Origin of the sequence: Sphingobium boeckii (assembly GCF_014199215.1) — a bacterium.
Classification (GTDB): Bacteria; Pseudomonadota; Alphaproteobacteria; order Sphingomonadales; family Sphingomonadaceae; genus Sphingobium_A; species Sphingobium_A boeckii.
In genome coordinates this window covers 217,868-234,409 of the sequence record NZ_JACIJC010000001.1, presented here as the reverse complement: position 1 = coordinate 234,409, position 16,542 = coordinate 217,868, and the positions used below count along the sequence as shown (strand labels likewise).

Genomic DNA, 16,542 nt, shown 5'->3' with positions numbered 1-16,542 from the left:
TAAATACAATAAGTAAGGCGTGTGCGATCATGAAATTCGGCCTGATGCTGCTTCCTTTGCTGTTCGTGGCATCACCCGCCCTGACGCAAAATACGCTGCCCCAGCCGGCCCCGCCGATCGACGCCATTCCTGCCGCGCGCGACACCCCCTATCCCGGCACGATGACCCTGGACGTGGATGCGACGGATACCAGCCAGGCGATCTTCAAGGTGAAGCAGGTGATCCCCGTGGCCGCAGCCGGCCCGATGACGTTGCTCTTTCCCAAATGGCTGCCGGGCAAGCATGGCCCGCGCGGGGAAATCGAGAAACTCGCGGGCATGACGATCAGCGCGGGCGGCAAGACGATTCCCTGGACGCGCGACACTCTGGACGTTTACGCCTTTCATATTCAGGTGCCCGCGGGCGCGAAGCAACTCGATATCGCGTTCGAATTCCTCTCCGCCACGCAGGGGGATCAGGGGCGCATCGTCGCCACGCCCGCGATGATGAACATCCAGTTCGAAAAGCTCTCGCTTTATCCGGCGGGCTATTTCGCGCGGCGGATCCCGGTGCGCGCCACGGTCACCTATCCGTCCGGCTGGAAAGCGGCTTCGGGCCTTCCTGCCAAGATTTCCGGTTCGACCTATGCCTATGAGGCGACGGATTATGAGACATTGATCGATTCGCCCGTCTTCGCTGGCCGATATTTTCGGCAGGAGCGGCTCTCCCCGCGCGTGCGGCTGAATATCGTGGCGGACGAGGCGCACCATCTCGTCGCGACGCCGGAGCAGATCGATGCGCACAAGCGTCTGGTCGAGCAATCCCTCAAGCTCTTCGGGGTCCAGCATTATGACAATTACGAATTCCTGCTCGCGCTGACCGACGAGATGGGCGGCATCGGGCTTGAGCATCATCGCTCGTCCGAAAATGGCGTTGACCCGGACTATTTCACCGGATGGGACAAGGGGCCGGGGCGGCGCAGCCTGCTGCCGCACGAATTCACCCATAGCTGGAACGGCAAGTTCAGACGCCCGGCGGGCAACTGGACCCCCGACTATCGCACGCCGATGAAGGACGATCTCTTGTGGGTGTATGAGGGGCAGACCCAATTATGGGGTTATGTGCTGAGCGCGCGATCCGGCCTGTTTTCCCGGCAGGATACGCTCGATGCGCTGGCCTCGATCGCCGCCACCCTGGAGATCAGGCGCGGGCGTGACTGGCGGCCGCTGCAGGATACGACCAACGATCCCGTGATCACGCCCCGCGCGCCCAAGGGCTGGCTGAGCCAGCAGCGCTCCGAGGATTATTATAATGAGGGGCTGATGATCTGGCTGGAGGCGGATGCGATCATCCGCAAGCAGACCAGAGGCCGCAAGGGGCTGGATGATTTCGCCGCGGCCTTCTTTGGCGGCCGGGATGGCGATTGGGGAACCAGCACCTATGAGTTTGCCGATGTGGTGGCGGCGCTTGATGCGGTCACGCCCTATGATTGGGCCGGCTTCCTGACGACGCGGGTTTCCGAAACGGCGCGGGGCGCACCGCTGGGCGGCCTGGCCATGGGCGGATATACGCTGGTTTACGGCGACACGCCCACGGCCTTCTTCGCGGACGTCGAACGGCGCGCCGAAAACAACGATCTGAGCTTTTCGCTCGGGCTGATCATCGGGAAGGGCGGCAAGGTCAGTCAGGTGATCTGGGATGGCCCCGCCTTCGCCAAGGGACTGACCGTGGGCGACGAGATCGTGGCGGTGAACGGGCGCGCCTATTCGGGCGAACGCATCAGGGATGCGATCGCCGCGGCCAAAGGCACGCGAGAGCCGATCCGGCTGCTGTCGAAATCGGGGGACCGGTATCGCGAAATCGCCATCGACTATCACGGCGGCCTGCGCTATCCGCGCCTCGAGAAAAATGGTGCCGGAGAGGGCAGTCTGGATAAATTACTGACGCCGAGGAACTAGCCGCAACCCTTTTTCCCCGCACCGGCGGGATCCAAACGATCTACGAAACATTCGCAAGTCTCTGGATCCCGCCGTGTGGCGGACACCGAATTTCACCCTTCGTATCCGAGGAAACGATCCCATGAATATCGAACTGATCCCGGTCGGCGACGATCCGCCCAACAGCCTGAACGTCATCATCGAAGTGCCCGTGGGCGGCGAACCCGTGAAATACGAGTTCGACAAGAAATCCGGTGCCTTGTTCGTGGATCGCATCCTGCATACGCCGATGCGCTATCCTGCAAACTACGGCTTCGTGCCGCATACGCTGTCGCCCGATGGCGATCCGCTGGATGCGCTGGTCGTGGCGCGCTCGCCCTTCATCCCCGGCTGCGTGGTGCGCGTGCGCCCGATCGCCGTGCTGAAGCTGGAAGACGAAGCCGGCGGCGATGAGAAATTGCTCACCGTTCCAGTCGATGGCACCTTCCCTTATTATGAGAATGTGGACGAAGCCGCGCATCTGCCCGCCATCGTGATGCAGCAGATCGAGCATTTCTTCACCCACTATAAGGATCTCGAACCCAAGAAATGGGTGCGGATCGGGAGCTGGGGCGATGCAAGCGAGGCCAAGCGCGTGATCCTCGAAGCGATCGAAGCGGCGAAGAACGCGAAGTAAGCGTGATTGCGAGGCGGTGGTGACATTCGAAGTCATCACCGTCCTGCCGTCATGCTGAACTTGTTTCAGCATCCATTCGGCCGTCCGCAATATGGTCGCGGCTTTGAAATTGACCCTGAAACGCGTTCAGGGTGACGCCGGGGCTGGCGGATAATCCGCGCCCTACTCAAACGCCAATATCGTCTCGAGAAACGCCGGGCCATAGGCCTCCAGCTTGCGGTCGCCGACCCCCGAGATATTGCCCAGTGCCTTCAGATTGATCGGCCGGATCGCTGCCATTTCCCGCAGCGTGGAATCGTGGAAGATCACATAGGGCGGCACGTCGCTCGCCTTGGCCAGATCGCGCCGCCGCGCGCGCAACGCTTCGAACAGCGGGTCGTCCATCGGATTGGCCGCATTGCCGCGTCGCCCACCGCGACGTTCGCGCTTGGGCTGGATCACCAGATCAAGCGTCTGTTCGCCCTTCAGCATCGCCCGCGCTTCCGGCCCGAACTCCAGCCCGCCATGTTCCGACGTGCGCAGCGCATCGCGCAATTGCAGCGCGCGCGCGACGGGCTTGATCAGCAGTGCTTCCTCACCCTCGATAATGCCGAATACCGAGAGCCGATCATGCCCGCGCTGGAGCACTTTCTCATTGGATTGGCCCAGCAGCACCGCCTCGATATGCCCCGCACCGAAACTCTGCCCGGTGCGATAGACGGCGGAGAGGAATTTGCGCGCCGTCTCGGTCACGTCCACCGTCGCGGGGGGATTGAGGCAATTGTCGCAATTGCCGCAGGTTTCGGGTGGATCTTCGCCGAAATGCTTGAGCAAAATGCGGCGGCGGCATCCGCCGGTCTCCACCAAGGCACCCAGCGCGGTCAGACGCTGGCGCTCGCCCGGCTGGCGCTGTGGCTCCACCTCGGCGATGCGTTGCCGCGCCCGCGCAAAATCCTCCGCACCCCAGAACAGATGCGCCACCGAAGGCTCGCCATCGCGGCCCGCACGGCCGGTTTCCTGATAATAGGCCTCGATCGATTTGGGCAGGCCGGCATGGGCCACGAAGCGCACGTCTGGCTTGTCGATCCCCATGCCGAACGCGATCGTGGCGACCATCACCATATCCTCGCTCGCCACGAAATCATGCTGGTTCTTTGCGCGCACGGCCGGATCGAGCCCCGCATGATAGGCCCGCACCTCGCGCCCCTTGGCCGACAGCGTGGCCGCCAATTTCTCGGTCGCGGCGCGGGTCTGCGCATAGATAATCCCGGCCCCCGGCTGTTCCGCCACCAGATCGACCAATTGCTGCGTCGTCCCCTGTCGAGGGGAGATGAGATAGCGGATATTGGGCCGGTCGAACCCCGCCACGATCATCCCCTCATGCGGGATGCCGAGCTGCACCAATATGTCTTCGCGCGTATGCTCGTCCGCCGTGGCGGTCAACGCGAGGCGCGGGACATCGGGAAATTCATCGAGCAGCGGGCGGAGTAGGCGATAGTCGGGCCGGAAATCATGCCCCCATTCGGAAACGCAATGCGCCTCGTCGATCGCAAAGAGCGAGACTTTCGCATCACGCAACAGATTGCGAAAGCCTTCGCTCGTCGCGCGCTCCGGCGCGGCATAGAGCAGATCGAGATCGCCGGCGCGGAAGCGTGCTATCGTTTCGGCCTGATTGCTGTCTGCCGAGGTGAGCGTCGCCGCCTTGATCCCGATCGCGGTGGCGGCACGAAGCTGATCGTGCATCAGCGCGATCAGCGGCGAAAGCACGATGCACGTCCCCTCCAGCGCCAGCGCGGGAAGCTGATAGCAAAGCGATTTGCCCGCACCCGTCGGCATCACAGCCAAGGTGCGCCGTCCATCGAGCACGCGCCCGACCACGTCGCGCTGCACGCCGCGAAACGCGGGAAAGCCAAAAATATGTTGAAGGATTTCTTCCGGGGAGGACATCGCCCCCTCCTTATCGCCCCGCCCCGCTAAGTCGAGCCTGACTTGATTACAGGGCCGAAACGACTAGGCTAGCGTCCATGTTTCTGAAACTGCTCTTCGCCCTGAACTGGATCGCCGCGGCGGTGCTGCTCTATTTCTTTGGCGAGGGGCAGATCGATGGCAGCATCTCTGCCGATAATATGGCGCTCTGGCTCGGCATGATCTTCGGCGTGACCGCGATCATCGTGGGCGGACATGTGCTGGTGGCCAAGGGCAAGCGTGTAGCGGCGGGGCTGTTGCTGTCGATCCTGGCGCTGCCGGTGGCGCTCTATGGCCTGTTCATCCTGGCGCTCATCATCCTCCAGCCAAACTGGCACTAGAGGATCACGCCGCAGCGGCGGTGCGATCCTGCCAATCCAGCACCGCAAGATAATTATCCAGCCGGTTGCGTTCCAGCGTGGCGAGCAGTTTATTCTCGTGAAAGGGGATCACCAGATCTGCCAGCGCCTGGCTCCAAGGCGCGTCGAGATCGAACAATATGCCCAGACCGAACACCGCCGGCACCTCGGCATAAGCGATATCTCGGCCGGCATCGAAGCGCTCCGCCGCAAAATCGTCGATCGCCGCCTTCACGCCGTTGCGCGGACCACCTTCGTCCTTGGCCCAGGCGAACTGCCCCATGCCGCGAAAGCCGCGGCCGGGCAAAGTGACGGGAATGCCCGGCATCACGCCACCTTCGAAATCGAACGGCTGGCGATATTCCTCCGGGATACGATCCGGCGCATAATAGGAATCGCGGTGACCGCAGGGCCATGCGACGTCATGAAGGAACACCAGCATCGGCTTGCTATCGCGCGTGCACGCGGCGTCGATCGCCTTCAGTTCATGATAGACGGTGAACCAATTGTGATCGCCGTCGATCACCCAGGCATCCACGTCAGACAGATCGTCGATCGCGGAAAGGCTGGGCTTGGCGACATGCTGGACATGATCGGCAGACGCCACCCAATCCAGAAACTCCTGCTTTGGCGAAGGATCGATGCTGACGAAGGATCCTTCCTGAGCCGCCGCGTGATCGGCCAGCAGCATGGACATGCCCCCGAATTCAGCGCCAATCTCCACGATGCGGCGGGCTTCCGCAATCTCCAGTCCGCCCAGGATGATATCGGAAAATTCGGACATGGAATGGATCAGGAGATCGGTCATCAGGCGGCCTTTTGCTGGAACTGCGCCTGAGCGCGGGTCACGACGGGACGGAAAACGAGGCTGAACAGCATGGCGCGACCGGCCTCCGCAATCATCGGCGGCGGTGCCATCATGAACCCATGGGCACCCTCGCAGCGATAGAGATCGGCGGACGCCTGCTCCATGCCTTCGAGGATCGGACTCGCCGCCATCGCATTCTCATTCGCCTGCGACGTCATGAACTCATCGACATAATGAAAGCTGGTTTCTTCGATCTGCACCCAATCGAAAAGCTGGCCTAGTTGCAGGCCCACCGTATACCGCCCCGCCCCGATGGGCACGAGCGCGCGATAATAGCCCTCCGCCGTGGGATGCGCGTCGATCGTGGTGGCGGCATGGCCACCCACCGAATCCATCAGCAACACCGGCAGCGCCATCGCACCCACATCGAAATCGGTCTTGCGCAGATCGAGGCCGAACCGCTTCGTGCCGAAGATCGAAAGATTGAACGGCAGACCATGGCGCTGCAATTCACCGGACAGGTGAATGCGCATCGCATTCTTCGCATAGAAGACGCCGCGGCGGCGCAGGCCCAGTGTGGCGGCATCGGGATCGAGGATCTTTAGCGTCTCGCGTGTGCCGAGGTTCACGTCATGATGGAAATCGCCGAACATGGCGACTTCGCTTTCCTGCGGGAGGAACAGCAGGCGCGCGAGAATCGCTGCGGCCATCCGGCGGCGCGCATCCACATCATCGGAAGCCGGCGCGCTGACAACGCCCGCGCCTATGGATACGATGAAATCCAGGGACGCGGCCTGCGCCCGATCGCGGCTTTCGCTCTGTGCATTCTTCATGCCCATCGCGCTGCGGACGGGCGCACCATTGGGCTTGTAATCCACGACCGACCCCTGGGCCAACGTGCAAAGCTGCTCAACCACGGCAATCGCGCCCGCAAGCGAATCGAGCATTTTGAAGTCATAATGGCGGACATCGAACAGCCCGGCCTTGTCCAGCCCGCTGCGGAAATTCTCACGCAGCAGCAGATAGCGGCCCGCCACATCCAGCTCCATGCCCGAGCGCAAGACAGGCTCGACCAGATTCTGGACCGAGCCGTTATAGCCCAAGTCCACCAGCATCACCGCATCGCCCTGCGCAACGCCGCACCGGCCCAGATGCGCGAACAGCCGTTGCGCGGCCTCACGCGAGCGCGACAGGATTTTGCGCTGGTTGGCGGGTTCGCGCAGTTTTTCGGCAAAGGCGAACGGGTCGTAATCGCGGGTCAGCTTGGCCACCTCATCGCGCGTGAACAGCAATTGGCGCGCGATGACCGGCAGCGGCGCGGTCGCCAGTTCGGGGGTGACATAACGGGTGATCGCCGCTTCATCGGTAAAGCTGGCCGCGCCAGCCGTGAAACGGCTGATTTCCACCGCAATCGCGCGGCCCTTCATATCCGGGAACAGCGCGTTGAATGCCTGCATCGGCAGATGGCCGTCGCGCAAAAGGAACAGCAGCTTGACCGGCTTGCCCAGCCGCGCCTCCATCGCCGCTGCTTCGTGGCGAATCCAGTGCGCAAAGCTGTGCATCATCGGGCCGAGGACATCATGGCCAAGTGCAGAGGCGGCATCCTGCGCCACCCTGAGCGAAACCTGGGCGCGATGCGGCTGACAGGCAGGCAGGGTGATCCGCGTCGCTGGCTCGATGATCGACGCGGCCACCGCTTCGAAGCGAAGGCGCTGCTCGGCATCGGCGTCGAACTGCTCGAAATGAACCGAATGAATGCCCAGTTTCGCCGGCGCATCCTGATCCGCGATTTTGTTGTCACCCACATGCAGGATCGCGGAGGGCGATGCGCCCAGCGCCTGAAGCACATGCGGGAAAAGCCCGCCGGCTTTCGAAACACCATAGTCGCAGGAGCAGAAGATCCGGTCGATCATGCCTGCCAGCGCGTGACCCGCCGCACGCGCGATCAATTGCCGCAAGCGCGGTTCGGATAAATAGGTATCGGATACGATGATCACCTGCAGACCGCGGCGTTTCGCATCGAGAATGAGATCGCGCACCGGCGCAAAGGCGAAACAATGCCGCGCTTCGGCGTCAAGCTCCGCCTCGATGGCGGCCTGGCGGTCTGCCTCGGATGCTTCGGGCATCATCGACGCATAAATCTGGTCGATCGTCACTTCGGCCTGACCGCCCTGGAACGGCGCGATCTTACGCGCCTTTTGCTCGGCCCATATCCGCGCCTCCATGCCACCGCCTGGAATCGCAAGCTCGGCGAACACGTCCACCGGCGCATTCACATTGCGCCAGATCAGCGTATCGAAGCAATCGAGCGACAGAAAACGGATACCCGGCGGCGCATCGGCCAGCAGTTCGGGCAAAGCCCCGGCGCGGGCGGCAGTCTTCAGCATCATGGTCCCCCAAGGACGAGCGGCTGCCGAACGACCGGCTCCACCCACTTTCCGGACTATTGAGGATTATCCTTACGAAACTGTTAACTATCCTGTCCTAGCGACGCCGCTAGCCGAGCAGAACCTCCTCCCGTTCGCTGGCTTGCCGCATCCACATGCCGGCATAGGTGCCGCCGGCCGCCAGCAATTGACGATGCGTGCCGCGCTCCGTGATGTGCCCCGCTTCAAGAACCAATATCTCGTCGGCATCGACGATGGTGGAGAGCCGATGCGCGATGACGATGGTGGTGCGGCCGCGCTCCACGGCTTTCAAGGTGCGCTGGATATCCGCCTCGGTATGGCTGTCGAGCGCGCTGGTGGCTTCGTCGAGGATCAGGATCGGCGGATCCTTCAGCAGCGTGCGCGCGATGGCGACCCGCTGCTTCTCCCCGCCGGATAGCTTCAAGCCGCGCTCGCCCACCTTCGCGTCGTATCCTTCGGGCAGACTTTCGATGAAGTGATGGATGGATGCGCCCCGCGCCGCGCTCTCGATTTGCGCCTGCGTCGCGCCATCGCGTCCATAACCGATATTGTAGCCGATGGTGTCGTTGAACAGCACGGTATCCTGCGGGACGATGCCGATCGCGCCGCGCAGCGAATTTTGCGTAACCTTGGCGATATCCTGCCCGTCGATCAGGATGCGCCCGCCGGTGACATCGTAAAAGCGGAAGAGCAGCCGCGCGAGCGTGGATTTGCCCGCGCCGGACGGGCCGACCACGGCCAGCGTGCCGCCGGGCGCGATCTCGAAATCCAGCCCCTTCAATATCGGGCGCTTGCTGTCATATGCGAAATGCACGTCTTCGAACCGGACGACGCCCTGCCCCACCGCCAGCGGCGTGGCATCGGGCGCATCGACAATCTCGGCGGGCGTGTCGATCAGGCCGAACATCGCTTCCATGTCGATCAGGCCTTGCCGGATCGTGCGATACACCATGCCGAGCAGATCGAGTGGACGAAAAAGCTGGGTGAGCCAGGTGTTGACCAGCACCACGTCACCGGTCGTGAATTTGCCCTTGGACCAGCCCCACACGATATAGCCCATCGCGCCCGCCATCATCAGATTGGTGATGAGGGATTGGCCCACATTCAGCCATGCCAGCGAATTTTCCGATTTTACCGCCGCAGTGGCATAGGTGCGCACGGCCTTTGCATAGCGCTCGGTCTCGCGCTCCTCTGCATTGAAATATTTCACGGTTTCATAGTTGAGCAGCGAATCGACTGCCTTGGCCGATGCGCTGGTATCCATCGTGTTCATCTCTTCGCGCAATTTGGCGCGCCAATCCGTGACCACACGGGTGAAAGCGATATAGGCGACCACCATGACCAGCGTCGCTGCGACAAGCCCGAACCCGAAATTATACCAGAAGAAAATCGAGACCACGGTCAGTTCGATGATGGTCGGCGCGATATTGAACAGCAGAAAATAGAGCATCGTATCGATGCTCTTGGTGCCGCGCTCGATGATCTTGGCGACTGCACCGGTGCGCCGATCCAGATGAAAGCGTAGAGACAGCGCATGAAGCTGGCGGAATACATGGCTGGCCAGCCGCTGTGTCGCATCCTGCCCGACCCGTTCGAAAATGGTATTGCGAAGATTATCGAAGACGACGCCGGCAAAGCGCGCACCCGCATAAGCGACGACCAGCGCGATCGCGATCTGGGCCGCGGCTTCCATGCCGGGCACCATCCGATCGATCGCCCATTTGTAGAGCCACCCCATCGAAAGCGTGATGCCCTTGGCCACCAGTACCAGAATAAGCGCAAAGACCACCCGGACGCGCAACGCGCGATCATCCTTTGGCCAGAGATAGGGCAGGAAACGGCGGAGCGGCGCAAAGCCGGTGGCGGGTTTCGCCTGTTCGTCAACTATAGGGGGCATCGCCCCTATCTAGGGCCGCAAACGGCCCGCGCCAATGCCGCGCGGCCCGGCGCGCGATTTAAGCATGAATGTTGGAAAAATGGTCTGGACCGGCGACGGCAAAATTGTGGGGATTGCACCACCGCCGGCCCAGAATTAACGCGGAATCTCAAGCAGGGATCCGGTGGGGACAGGATCCACAGCAATCGATAGACCGCGCTTCGTGACCGCATTCCGTCCACCGAAGAAGTCTGCGTGACCAGAAACGCCTCACTCCTCCAGTCCCGTTGAACATCGGTCCCGGATCGCTCTTCGCAACACCGATCTCCGCCGAAGCGAAGCCATGTTTTCGTTGAGCGATCATCTATGTTGTTAGGGTCTGCTTTTGAGACGCGGGAGTTTCAATAGTGCTGACACCGTTACGTATGCCATATTGTCAAAACCGGCCCGCGTGGCACTAACTTGTGTCAAGACGCGGCTACGGCACCTGAACCTTTGATTTGCGGCCGTCATCAGTTCCCGGAATCCACCAAAAGTAACAGTTTATTGTCGATATTTCAGTATCCGAAGCCCGCGCAAAACGAGAAAAGCGCGGAAATCCGTCCTATTTGGCGGTTAATTGCAACCAATGTGGCAGAAGATGGATACTGGACAAAGACTGAGGATCAGCCGACAATGTAACGCCTGTGTGGTGCGAAATTTACCGTTACATGGGATTTCGGGCTCGGCAGGTGGCTCGAAAAAGCACTGAAAGGGGCGCGTCATGGCGTTTGGCGACGTTTCGTCAGACGAAGAACTTCACGAACGCGTCATGCTGGAGGTGGAGACGATTTCCGCCACGCCCGAATTCGAGCGTGCGCCGGTCATGCGGCGGCTATTGGTCTTTCTCGTGCGCACCACGCTTGCCGGCGGCGGCGATGATCTGAAGGCGTATAGCGTGGCTGTGGACGGCCTTGGCCGCGACGCCGATTTCGATTCGCAATCCGACAGCTATCCCCGCGTTCAGGTCGGTCGGCTCCGCAAGATGCTGGACGGCTATTATGAGCAGCGGCCGTCCGGCAGTCTGCGGCTGACCATCAAGACCGGAGGATATAAGGTCGATTTCAGTCGCTTGACGGCTGAGAGCGACGTTATCGAGCCGGTTGCGATCCCGGCACCCCCTGGCCCGGCACTCCCGTTGCGCAGCCTTCCGCCCGTTGGCGATGCCGGCCCGGCATGGGTGCGGGCGTTGACCCCGGCGCGTGTCGTCTTCATGTCGATCGCGCTCATTCTGGTATTGAGCGCGCTGGTGCTGATCCTGTCCCCCAGCTATCGCGACGCCTTTCTGGCTCCGCCCGTCGAGACCGTGCAACGCGCGCCCGTGCTTGAAGTGGATGCGATCGACATTTCCACCACCCCCACCCAGATCGCCCAAGGGATGCGCGTCCGCGCGATATTGATGGACGGGCTTCATCGCTCATGGATCGTGAGAGTGCGTGACGCGTCGCGCGTACCGGCCGCCGCCCAGGGGGACACGTCCGTGGGCGGCGTTGATTATCGCCTCAGCGGGCAAATCGTGCCGGCGCCCGAAAAGGGGCGGTTCCGGCTTTATCTCGGTTTGATGGATGCGCGCAGCGGCAATCAGATCTGGTCGCATCAATTTCTGCTGCCGGCCGAGGATGTCGGCCTGATGCCGCAACTGGTGCCGCTGGTATCCACGCTGATCCGGCCCTTTGGCGTGATCGCGACGCAAGAGCGCAGCCGCGAATTGAGCGGGGGCAAGCCCGGCTATTCCTGTCTGCTGGATTATGAGCGCTATTTCCGCGATCGCGATCCAGCACTTCGCACCCCCGTCAATCAGTGCATCGAAAAGACGGTCGCGCTCGATCCGACGAATGCGTCTGCGCTGGCGGCAGCATCCTTTCTGGCCTTCGATCCGCAAAACGCCCTGCGGGATGGCCCGGCGCGGGCCGCGGAATTGGCCCGGCGCGCCGTTGCGGCCGATCCCTATAGTGCAGAAGCGCATGTCGCAGACGCGCGGGTGGCCTTTATCGCCGGGCAATGCCGCCGTGGCACCGAAAGCGCCAATCGCGCGATCACGCTCAATCCCTACGCGCCCGAAGTGATGGGGCTGCTCGGTTTCCTCCTGTATCAATGCGACGATCCGCGTGCGGGAGCGTTGATGAGCACCGCCCAATCACTCGATCCCGATATGCCGACCTTTTATCATATCGCGCTCATTCTTTCCTTGCTGGAACATGGCAAGAAGGAGGAAGCGCTGATGGTCGCCGATCGGATGCGTCCGCCGGGGCCGGGGATGGCGGGGCAATATGCCTTGAGTCAGACCATCGCGAGCGCCGCGCGCGGCGATATGCCCGAAGCGCAGCGTCAATGGCAGGCGGTGATCACTGCTTCCGGCCGGAATGACGGCACCCCCGATTCGGTGATCGGGCGGTTCATGTTTTCACCTAAATTGCGCGCGAAGGTCATTGCGTATCTCGCCCCCAAAGGCGTGATCCCCGCGCCCACCCCGCGATGATTCAAAAGCTGCCGCTGATCCGGACATCGAACACCGGCCCGAAATAGCGCGAGCGATCCTCCGTAAACGCGATCGGGTCGGTGCGGCGGCCTTCATAGACAGAGCGATAGAAGCGCTCGTTCATCCCCAGAAGATTAGACAGGCCACCGCGCAATTTCAGCCCGAAGACGTCCTTATGCTCCAGATAGGCGCCTAGATCGCCCGGTTTCTCGACATATTGCGACGTCTGATCGAGCCGGAAGCCCGCGGTCTGGATATAGCGGCTGTAATCCACGCCCCATGCCAGGTCGCTGCCGGGGATATCATGACGGAAATTGACGTCGATCGTTGATTTGTCCTGCTCGCTCAATTCCCGAATTTCATCGGTCAGCGGATCATGCAGACGACTTTTGCGGAAGATGGTGTTGATATCGACCCGCGCGCCCCGCCAGCCCGCCGGATCCAGATTGATCGTGCCGGTCAGATCCAGTCCGACGAGCCGGGCCTTGCTGATATTCCCGGGCGCTTCGCCCGTCGCGCCGATCGGCACCTGCGCCACGGCGTCGGCAATGAATTTGGCGAATGTCTTGAGCTTGATCGAGCCCCATGCGCCCAGATTGCGATTGGCCGTCAGCTCGACATTCCAGCTCTGCGGCGGGCGCAGATCGGGGTTGCCCGCATTGCCATTGCCACCCGCCAAATTCACCGAAGCCACAAAGTCATAGAAGTCGAGCTGGCCCACCTCGCGCTCGATCTTGGCGCTGATATCGAAGCGGGGCGACGCCTTCCACGCGAGGGAGACGAACCCCTTGGGGCGCAAGAAATTGCGGTTCAGCCCCCCGGCACCATTTTGCGTGATGTTGGAATATTCGGCGCCGATCGCGCTTTGCAGCGTCAACGCCCCGGATAACGGACGGCCATAGCTCAGCGCAATCTCCACGCGCTTTTCCTTCACCTTGGCATTGCCACCCTCCAGTGGGACGGGCTGATACACGCCCGCGGTGTCAAGCACGGCCAGGGTGGAGCGGTTATCGAGCGTATTGAAGGCACCTTCCAACGATACCTGCCAATCGGCCACGCCGCCTTTCCAGCGATATTCCGTGCGCGCGATCGCCTCGCTCTCATCCGCGGTCCGCGCGAACAGATCGCAGGTATCGGGGCGGCCATCGCCATATTCGAAGAAGACACGCGTGAGCGACGGACTATGCTCGAACCGGCGCAGACCGATCAGCTTCAGCCGTCCACCGCCAAGCCCAAATTCATAATCGCCGCCGATCTCGTAATTCCATTCCTTTTCGGTTTCGCGATAGTCCCGGCGGCGATCGACCGTGCCGGGGAAACCCTGCCGCGAATTTTCAGCCACCAGACTATGCGATTGCGCGATCGACGCGTTCAGATTGCCGATGCCGCCCCCCGCCCCCTGATATTTCAGCGCGCCCGAGAGCCGCGGCGAATCCTCATTGGCGATCAAAACCTCATGGCGCAGATCGATCAATCGGCCAGCGCCATCGGTCACGCGCTCCGGCCCCGCATTGCCGCCCCGCTGTTGTTCATCGCTCAGGCTGAGCGTGTAATCGAAAGCGCCGCTCTTGCCGCTCAGGGATATCTCGCCATCCAGCAGACGTGCCTCGGTGCGACGCGCGCGGATCTGCGGATTGTAGCGGAAATTGCCCGTGAGGCCTTTGACCGCCGTCAGGATGTTCGCCACCTGGCCGGAGAGGCCGGGGACATCGAGCGTCGCGCCATCGAGGATTTCGATGCGAAGGACGTCGCGGGCGTTGATGCGGCCAAGCGCCGCCTCGGCGTCGTTGGATTTGCCGGAAATCCGTTTGCCGTCGATCAACACATTCTGCGTCGCCTGGCCCAGGCCGCGGCGCTCCTCGGCGGTTTCAATCACGAAGCCGGGCACCTGGCGGACCATATCGAGCGCATTCTGCGGCGCGAACCGCGCGAAATCGGCGGGAAGATAGGTCAGCACGCCACTGGTGAGCGCAGGCGTGGGTGCACCTTGGGCCTGGGCCTGGGCCGTGGCGGGCAGTGCCAGAGCAGCGCCACAGAGCATCGCGCATCGAACGGACATGAGCACCCGCATCCCCCCCTCGATCAATCGCGCGCCAGACGCGCGCGCGATCCTCATCTCCGCGTTGATCGGACAGCGCTGTAACGCACGCACTCAACGGCAATCAACCGACAGGCTTCGACCAACGACATTCGGACGAGACAGCACGCCCGCGGCCATGCAAGAGGCGGATGATGCTGACCGATCCCGTTTTCTATGCGCTCGCCATTCCCGCCATCATCCTGCTCGGGCTGGGAAAAGGCGGTTTTTCGGGGTTCGGCTCGGCCGCTCTGCCGTTGCTGGCGCTGACGATGTCGCCGGTTCAGGCCGCCGCGATCATGCTCCCGATCATGATCGTCCAGGACGTGGTTGGCGTCTGGTCGTTCCGCAAAACCTGGGATGGCAATGTCTTGTGGGTGATGCTGCCCGGTGCGGTGGCTGGCATAGTGCTGGGCTGGCTTCTGGCAGCGCAGGTTTCGGCCAATGCGGTGATGGCCGCGCTGGGCGCGATCTCCATCCTGTTCGCGCTGCAGCGACTCTGGGTGGAGCGGGGCGGGCGCATCGCCGCCTCGGCCAGTTCGCCGCCCTGGATCGGGACGCTGCTCGGCGTGGTGTCCGGCTTCACCAGCCAGATCGCCCATGCGGGTGCCCCGCCGTTCCAGATGTGGGTGATCCCCAAGCGGCTCGATCATCTGACCTTTGCCGGCACCGCGGCGATCTTCTTCGCAATCGTCAATTGGATGAAAGTGCCTGCCTATATGGCGCTCGGGCAATTCACGCGGGAGAATATGTTGACGGCCGCGGCTTTGCTGCCACTGGCCATCGGCTCCACCTTTGCAGGCGTCGTGCTCGTCCGCCGGGTGACCGGCACCCGCTTTTACACCGTCATCTATCTGCTGATGATCTTTGTGGGTGCCAAACTGCTCTGGGATGCACTCGCCTGAGCGGTCACCCTATTTGAGCAGCCCGATCTCACGCAGACGCTGGAACAGATAGTCATCGGCGGTGATCGAGTCCGGATACCGATCCGGATTTTCCGCAGACACGCAGCCCGGCAATGTCCTGATCTCGAAATCGGGCCGCAGATGCAAGAAGAAAGGCATGGAATAGCGGGCCTTGCCGCGCCGGTCCACCGGTGGGTTGACCACCCGGTGCGTGGTCGATGGCAGCACATGATTGGTCAACCGCTGGAGCATATCGCCCACATTCACCACAAGTGCGCCCTTGGGGGGATCGATGGACAGCCAATGCCCGTCCCGATCGAGCAGTTCCAGCCCGGCCTCTTCAGCGCCCAGCAGCAGGGTGATGAGGTTGATATCTTCATGCGCGCCCGCCCGGACGCCCGGTGTATCGGCAGAAATCGGGGGATAATGCAGCAGTCGCAGAACGCTATTTCCGTTTTCCACCGGATCGATGAACCAGCTTGAGGGGAGATCGAGATAGCGCGCGATCGCAGACAGCAGGCGCGCGCCCACCCGATCAAATTCCGAAAACAGCTCCAGAAACGTCTCTCGAAAGCCCTCCGGCGTTTCAGGCCAGAGGTTGTCAGGCATCGTCTCGCGATAAATATGTCCCGCCGGAAGCTCGCGACCGACGTGCCAGAACTCCTTCAAATCATGCGCGGTGGCGTCCTTGGCGATCTCCGTTCCGAACGCGGTATACCCCCGCGCACCGCCTTTTCCGGGAATATGAAATTGGCTCTTCCAGGCCACCGGCTGCTCGAAAAACGCCTTGGTCAGCGCCCAGGCGCGCTCGATCAACGCCGGATCGATCCCGTGATCTGTGATGATGGCGAAGCCGAATCGTTCAAATGATCCACCAAAGGCCGCCGCGAAATCAGCGGGATGATCGCCCTCCAACGCGAGCGACAAGGGCGGTACGGACATGACATAATCATCAAGCATGGAGCGACTCTCTTTCCGGTGCGTTCCTAAACCATCACCAACGCCGATTGAAGCCATGCTGTGATCCCCGCCACAGCGCGGCGGCGCGGGAGGTG

General features: G+C 62.0%; 11 protein-coding genes. 5 read left to right on the top strand and 6 right to left on the bottom strand.

Features of this window, described 5'->3' with window-relative positions; genetic code table 11:
• Nucleotides 1-29: 29 nt before the first annotated feature.
• Both FHS49_RS01200 and ppa read left to right on the top strand, forming a co-directional pair.
• Nucleotides 30-1,937, top strand: a complete 1,908-nt coding sequence (locus FHS49_RS01200; RefSeq protein WP_184014494.1) for a M61 family metallopeptidase — start codon at nt 30-32, stop codon at nt 1,935-1,937.
• A 121-nt stretch (nt 1,938-2,058) separates the two neighbouring features.
• Nucleotides 2,059-2,592: an inorganic diphosphatase gene (ppa, locus tag FHS49_RS01195; RefSeq protein ID WP_184014493.1), complete on the top strand. Its 534-nt coding sequence runs from the start codon at nt 2,059-2,061 to the stop codon at nt 2,590-2,592.
• 162 nt (nt 2,593-2,754) lie between these two features.
• Here ppa and recQ read toward each other — a convergent pair whose 3' ends face one another.
• On the bottom strand, nt 2,755-4,518 hold the full coding sequence (gene recQ, locus FHS49_RS01190) for a DNA helicase RecQ (protein WP_184014492.1): 1,764 nt from the start codon (nt 4,516-4,518) through the stop codon (nt 2,755-2,757).
• Between the two features lie 77 nt (nt 4,519-4,595).
• On the opposite strand from recQ, the gene FHS49_RS01185 reads away from it, so the two are divergent.
• Entirely contained in the window at nt 4,596-4,877 is a 282-nt protein-coding gene (locus tag FHS49_RS01185) for an osmoprotectant transporter permease (RefSeq protein WP_184014491.1), read from the top strand.
• A gap of 4 nt (nt 4,878-4,881) precedes the next feature.
• Here FHS49_RS01185 and FHS49_RS01180 read toward each other — a convergent pair whose 3' ends face one another.
• The 3 genes from FHS49_RS01180 to FHS49_RS01170 all read right to left on the bottom strand — a co-directional run bounded on the left by FHS49_RS01180 (nt 4,882) and on the right by FHS49_RS01170 (nt 10,008).
• Nucleotides 4,882-5,703 (bottom strand): class I SAM-dependent methyltransferase, encoded by an 822-nt coding sequence (locus tag FHS49_RS01180; RefSeq protein WP_184014490.1) that lies wholly within the window; start codon nt 5,701-5,703, stop codon nt 4,882-4,884.
• Nucleotides 5,703-8,093 (bottom strand): HAD family hydrolase, encoded by a 2,391-nt coding sequence (locus tag FHS49_RS01175; protein ID WP_184014489.1) that lies wholly within the window; start codon nt 8,091-8,093, stop codon nt 5,703-5,705. The genes FHS49_RS01180 and FHS49_RS01175 overlap by 1 nt, the downstream gene beginning before the upstream one ends.
• 106 nt (nt 8,094-8,199) lie before the next feature.
• On the bottom strand, nt 8,200-10,008 hold the full coding sequence (locus FHS49_RS01170; RefSeq protein ID WP_184014488.1) for an ABCB family ABC transporter ATP-binding protein/permease: 1,809 nt from the start codon (nt 10,006-10,008) through the stop codon (nt 8,200-8,202).
• A 742-nt stretch (nt 10,009-10,750) separates the two neighbouring features.
• Between FHS49_RS01170 and FHS49_RS01165 the strand changes: the two genes are divergently transcribed.
• On the top strand, nt 10,751-12,505 hold the full coding sequence (locus tag FHS49_RS01165) for a tetratricopeptide repeat protein (RefSeq protein WP_184014487.1): 1,755 nt from the start codon (nt 10,751-10,753) through the stop codon (nt 12,503-12,505).
• A 1-nt stretch (nt 12,506) separates the two neighbouring features.
• Here FHS49_RS01165 and FHS49_RS01160 read toward each other — a convergent pair whose 3' ends face one another.
• On the bottom strand, nt 12,507-14,564 hold the full coding sequence (locus tag FHS49_RS01160) for a TonB-dependent receptor plug domain-containing protein (protein ID WP_184014486.1): 2,058 nt from the start codon (nt 14,562-14,564) through the stop codon (nt 12,507-12,509).
• A gap of 173 nt (nt 14,565-14,737) precedes the next feature.
• Between FHS49_RS01160 and FHS49_RS01155 the strand changes: the two genes are divergently transcribed.
• Nucleotides 14,738-15,487 carry a sulfite exporter TauE/SafE family protein gene (locus tag FHS49_RS01155; RefSeq protein WP_184015893.1) on the top strand — a complete coding sequence of 250 codons (750 nt, stop codon included), beginning with the start codon at nt 14,738-14,740 and terminating at the stop codon, nt 15,485-15,487.
• Between the two features lie 9 nt (nt 15,488-15,496).
• Here the strand turns inward: FHS49_RS01155 and FHS49_RS01150 are convergent, their stop codons facing one another.
• The gene (locus FHS49_RS01150) at nt 15,497-16,447 is read right to left on the bottom strand and encodes an isopenicillin N synthase family dioxygenase (protein WP_184014485.1); all 951 of its coding nucleotides are present in this window, start codon (nt 16,445-16,447) and stop codon (nt 15,497-15,499) included.
• Nucleotides 16,448-16,542: the final 95 nt, after the last annotated feature.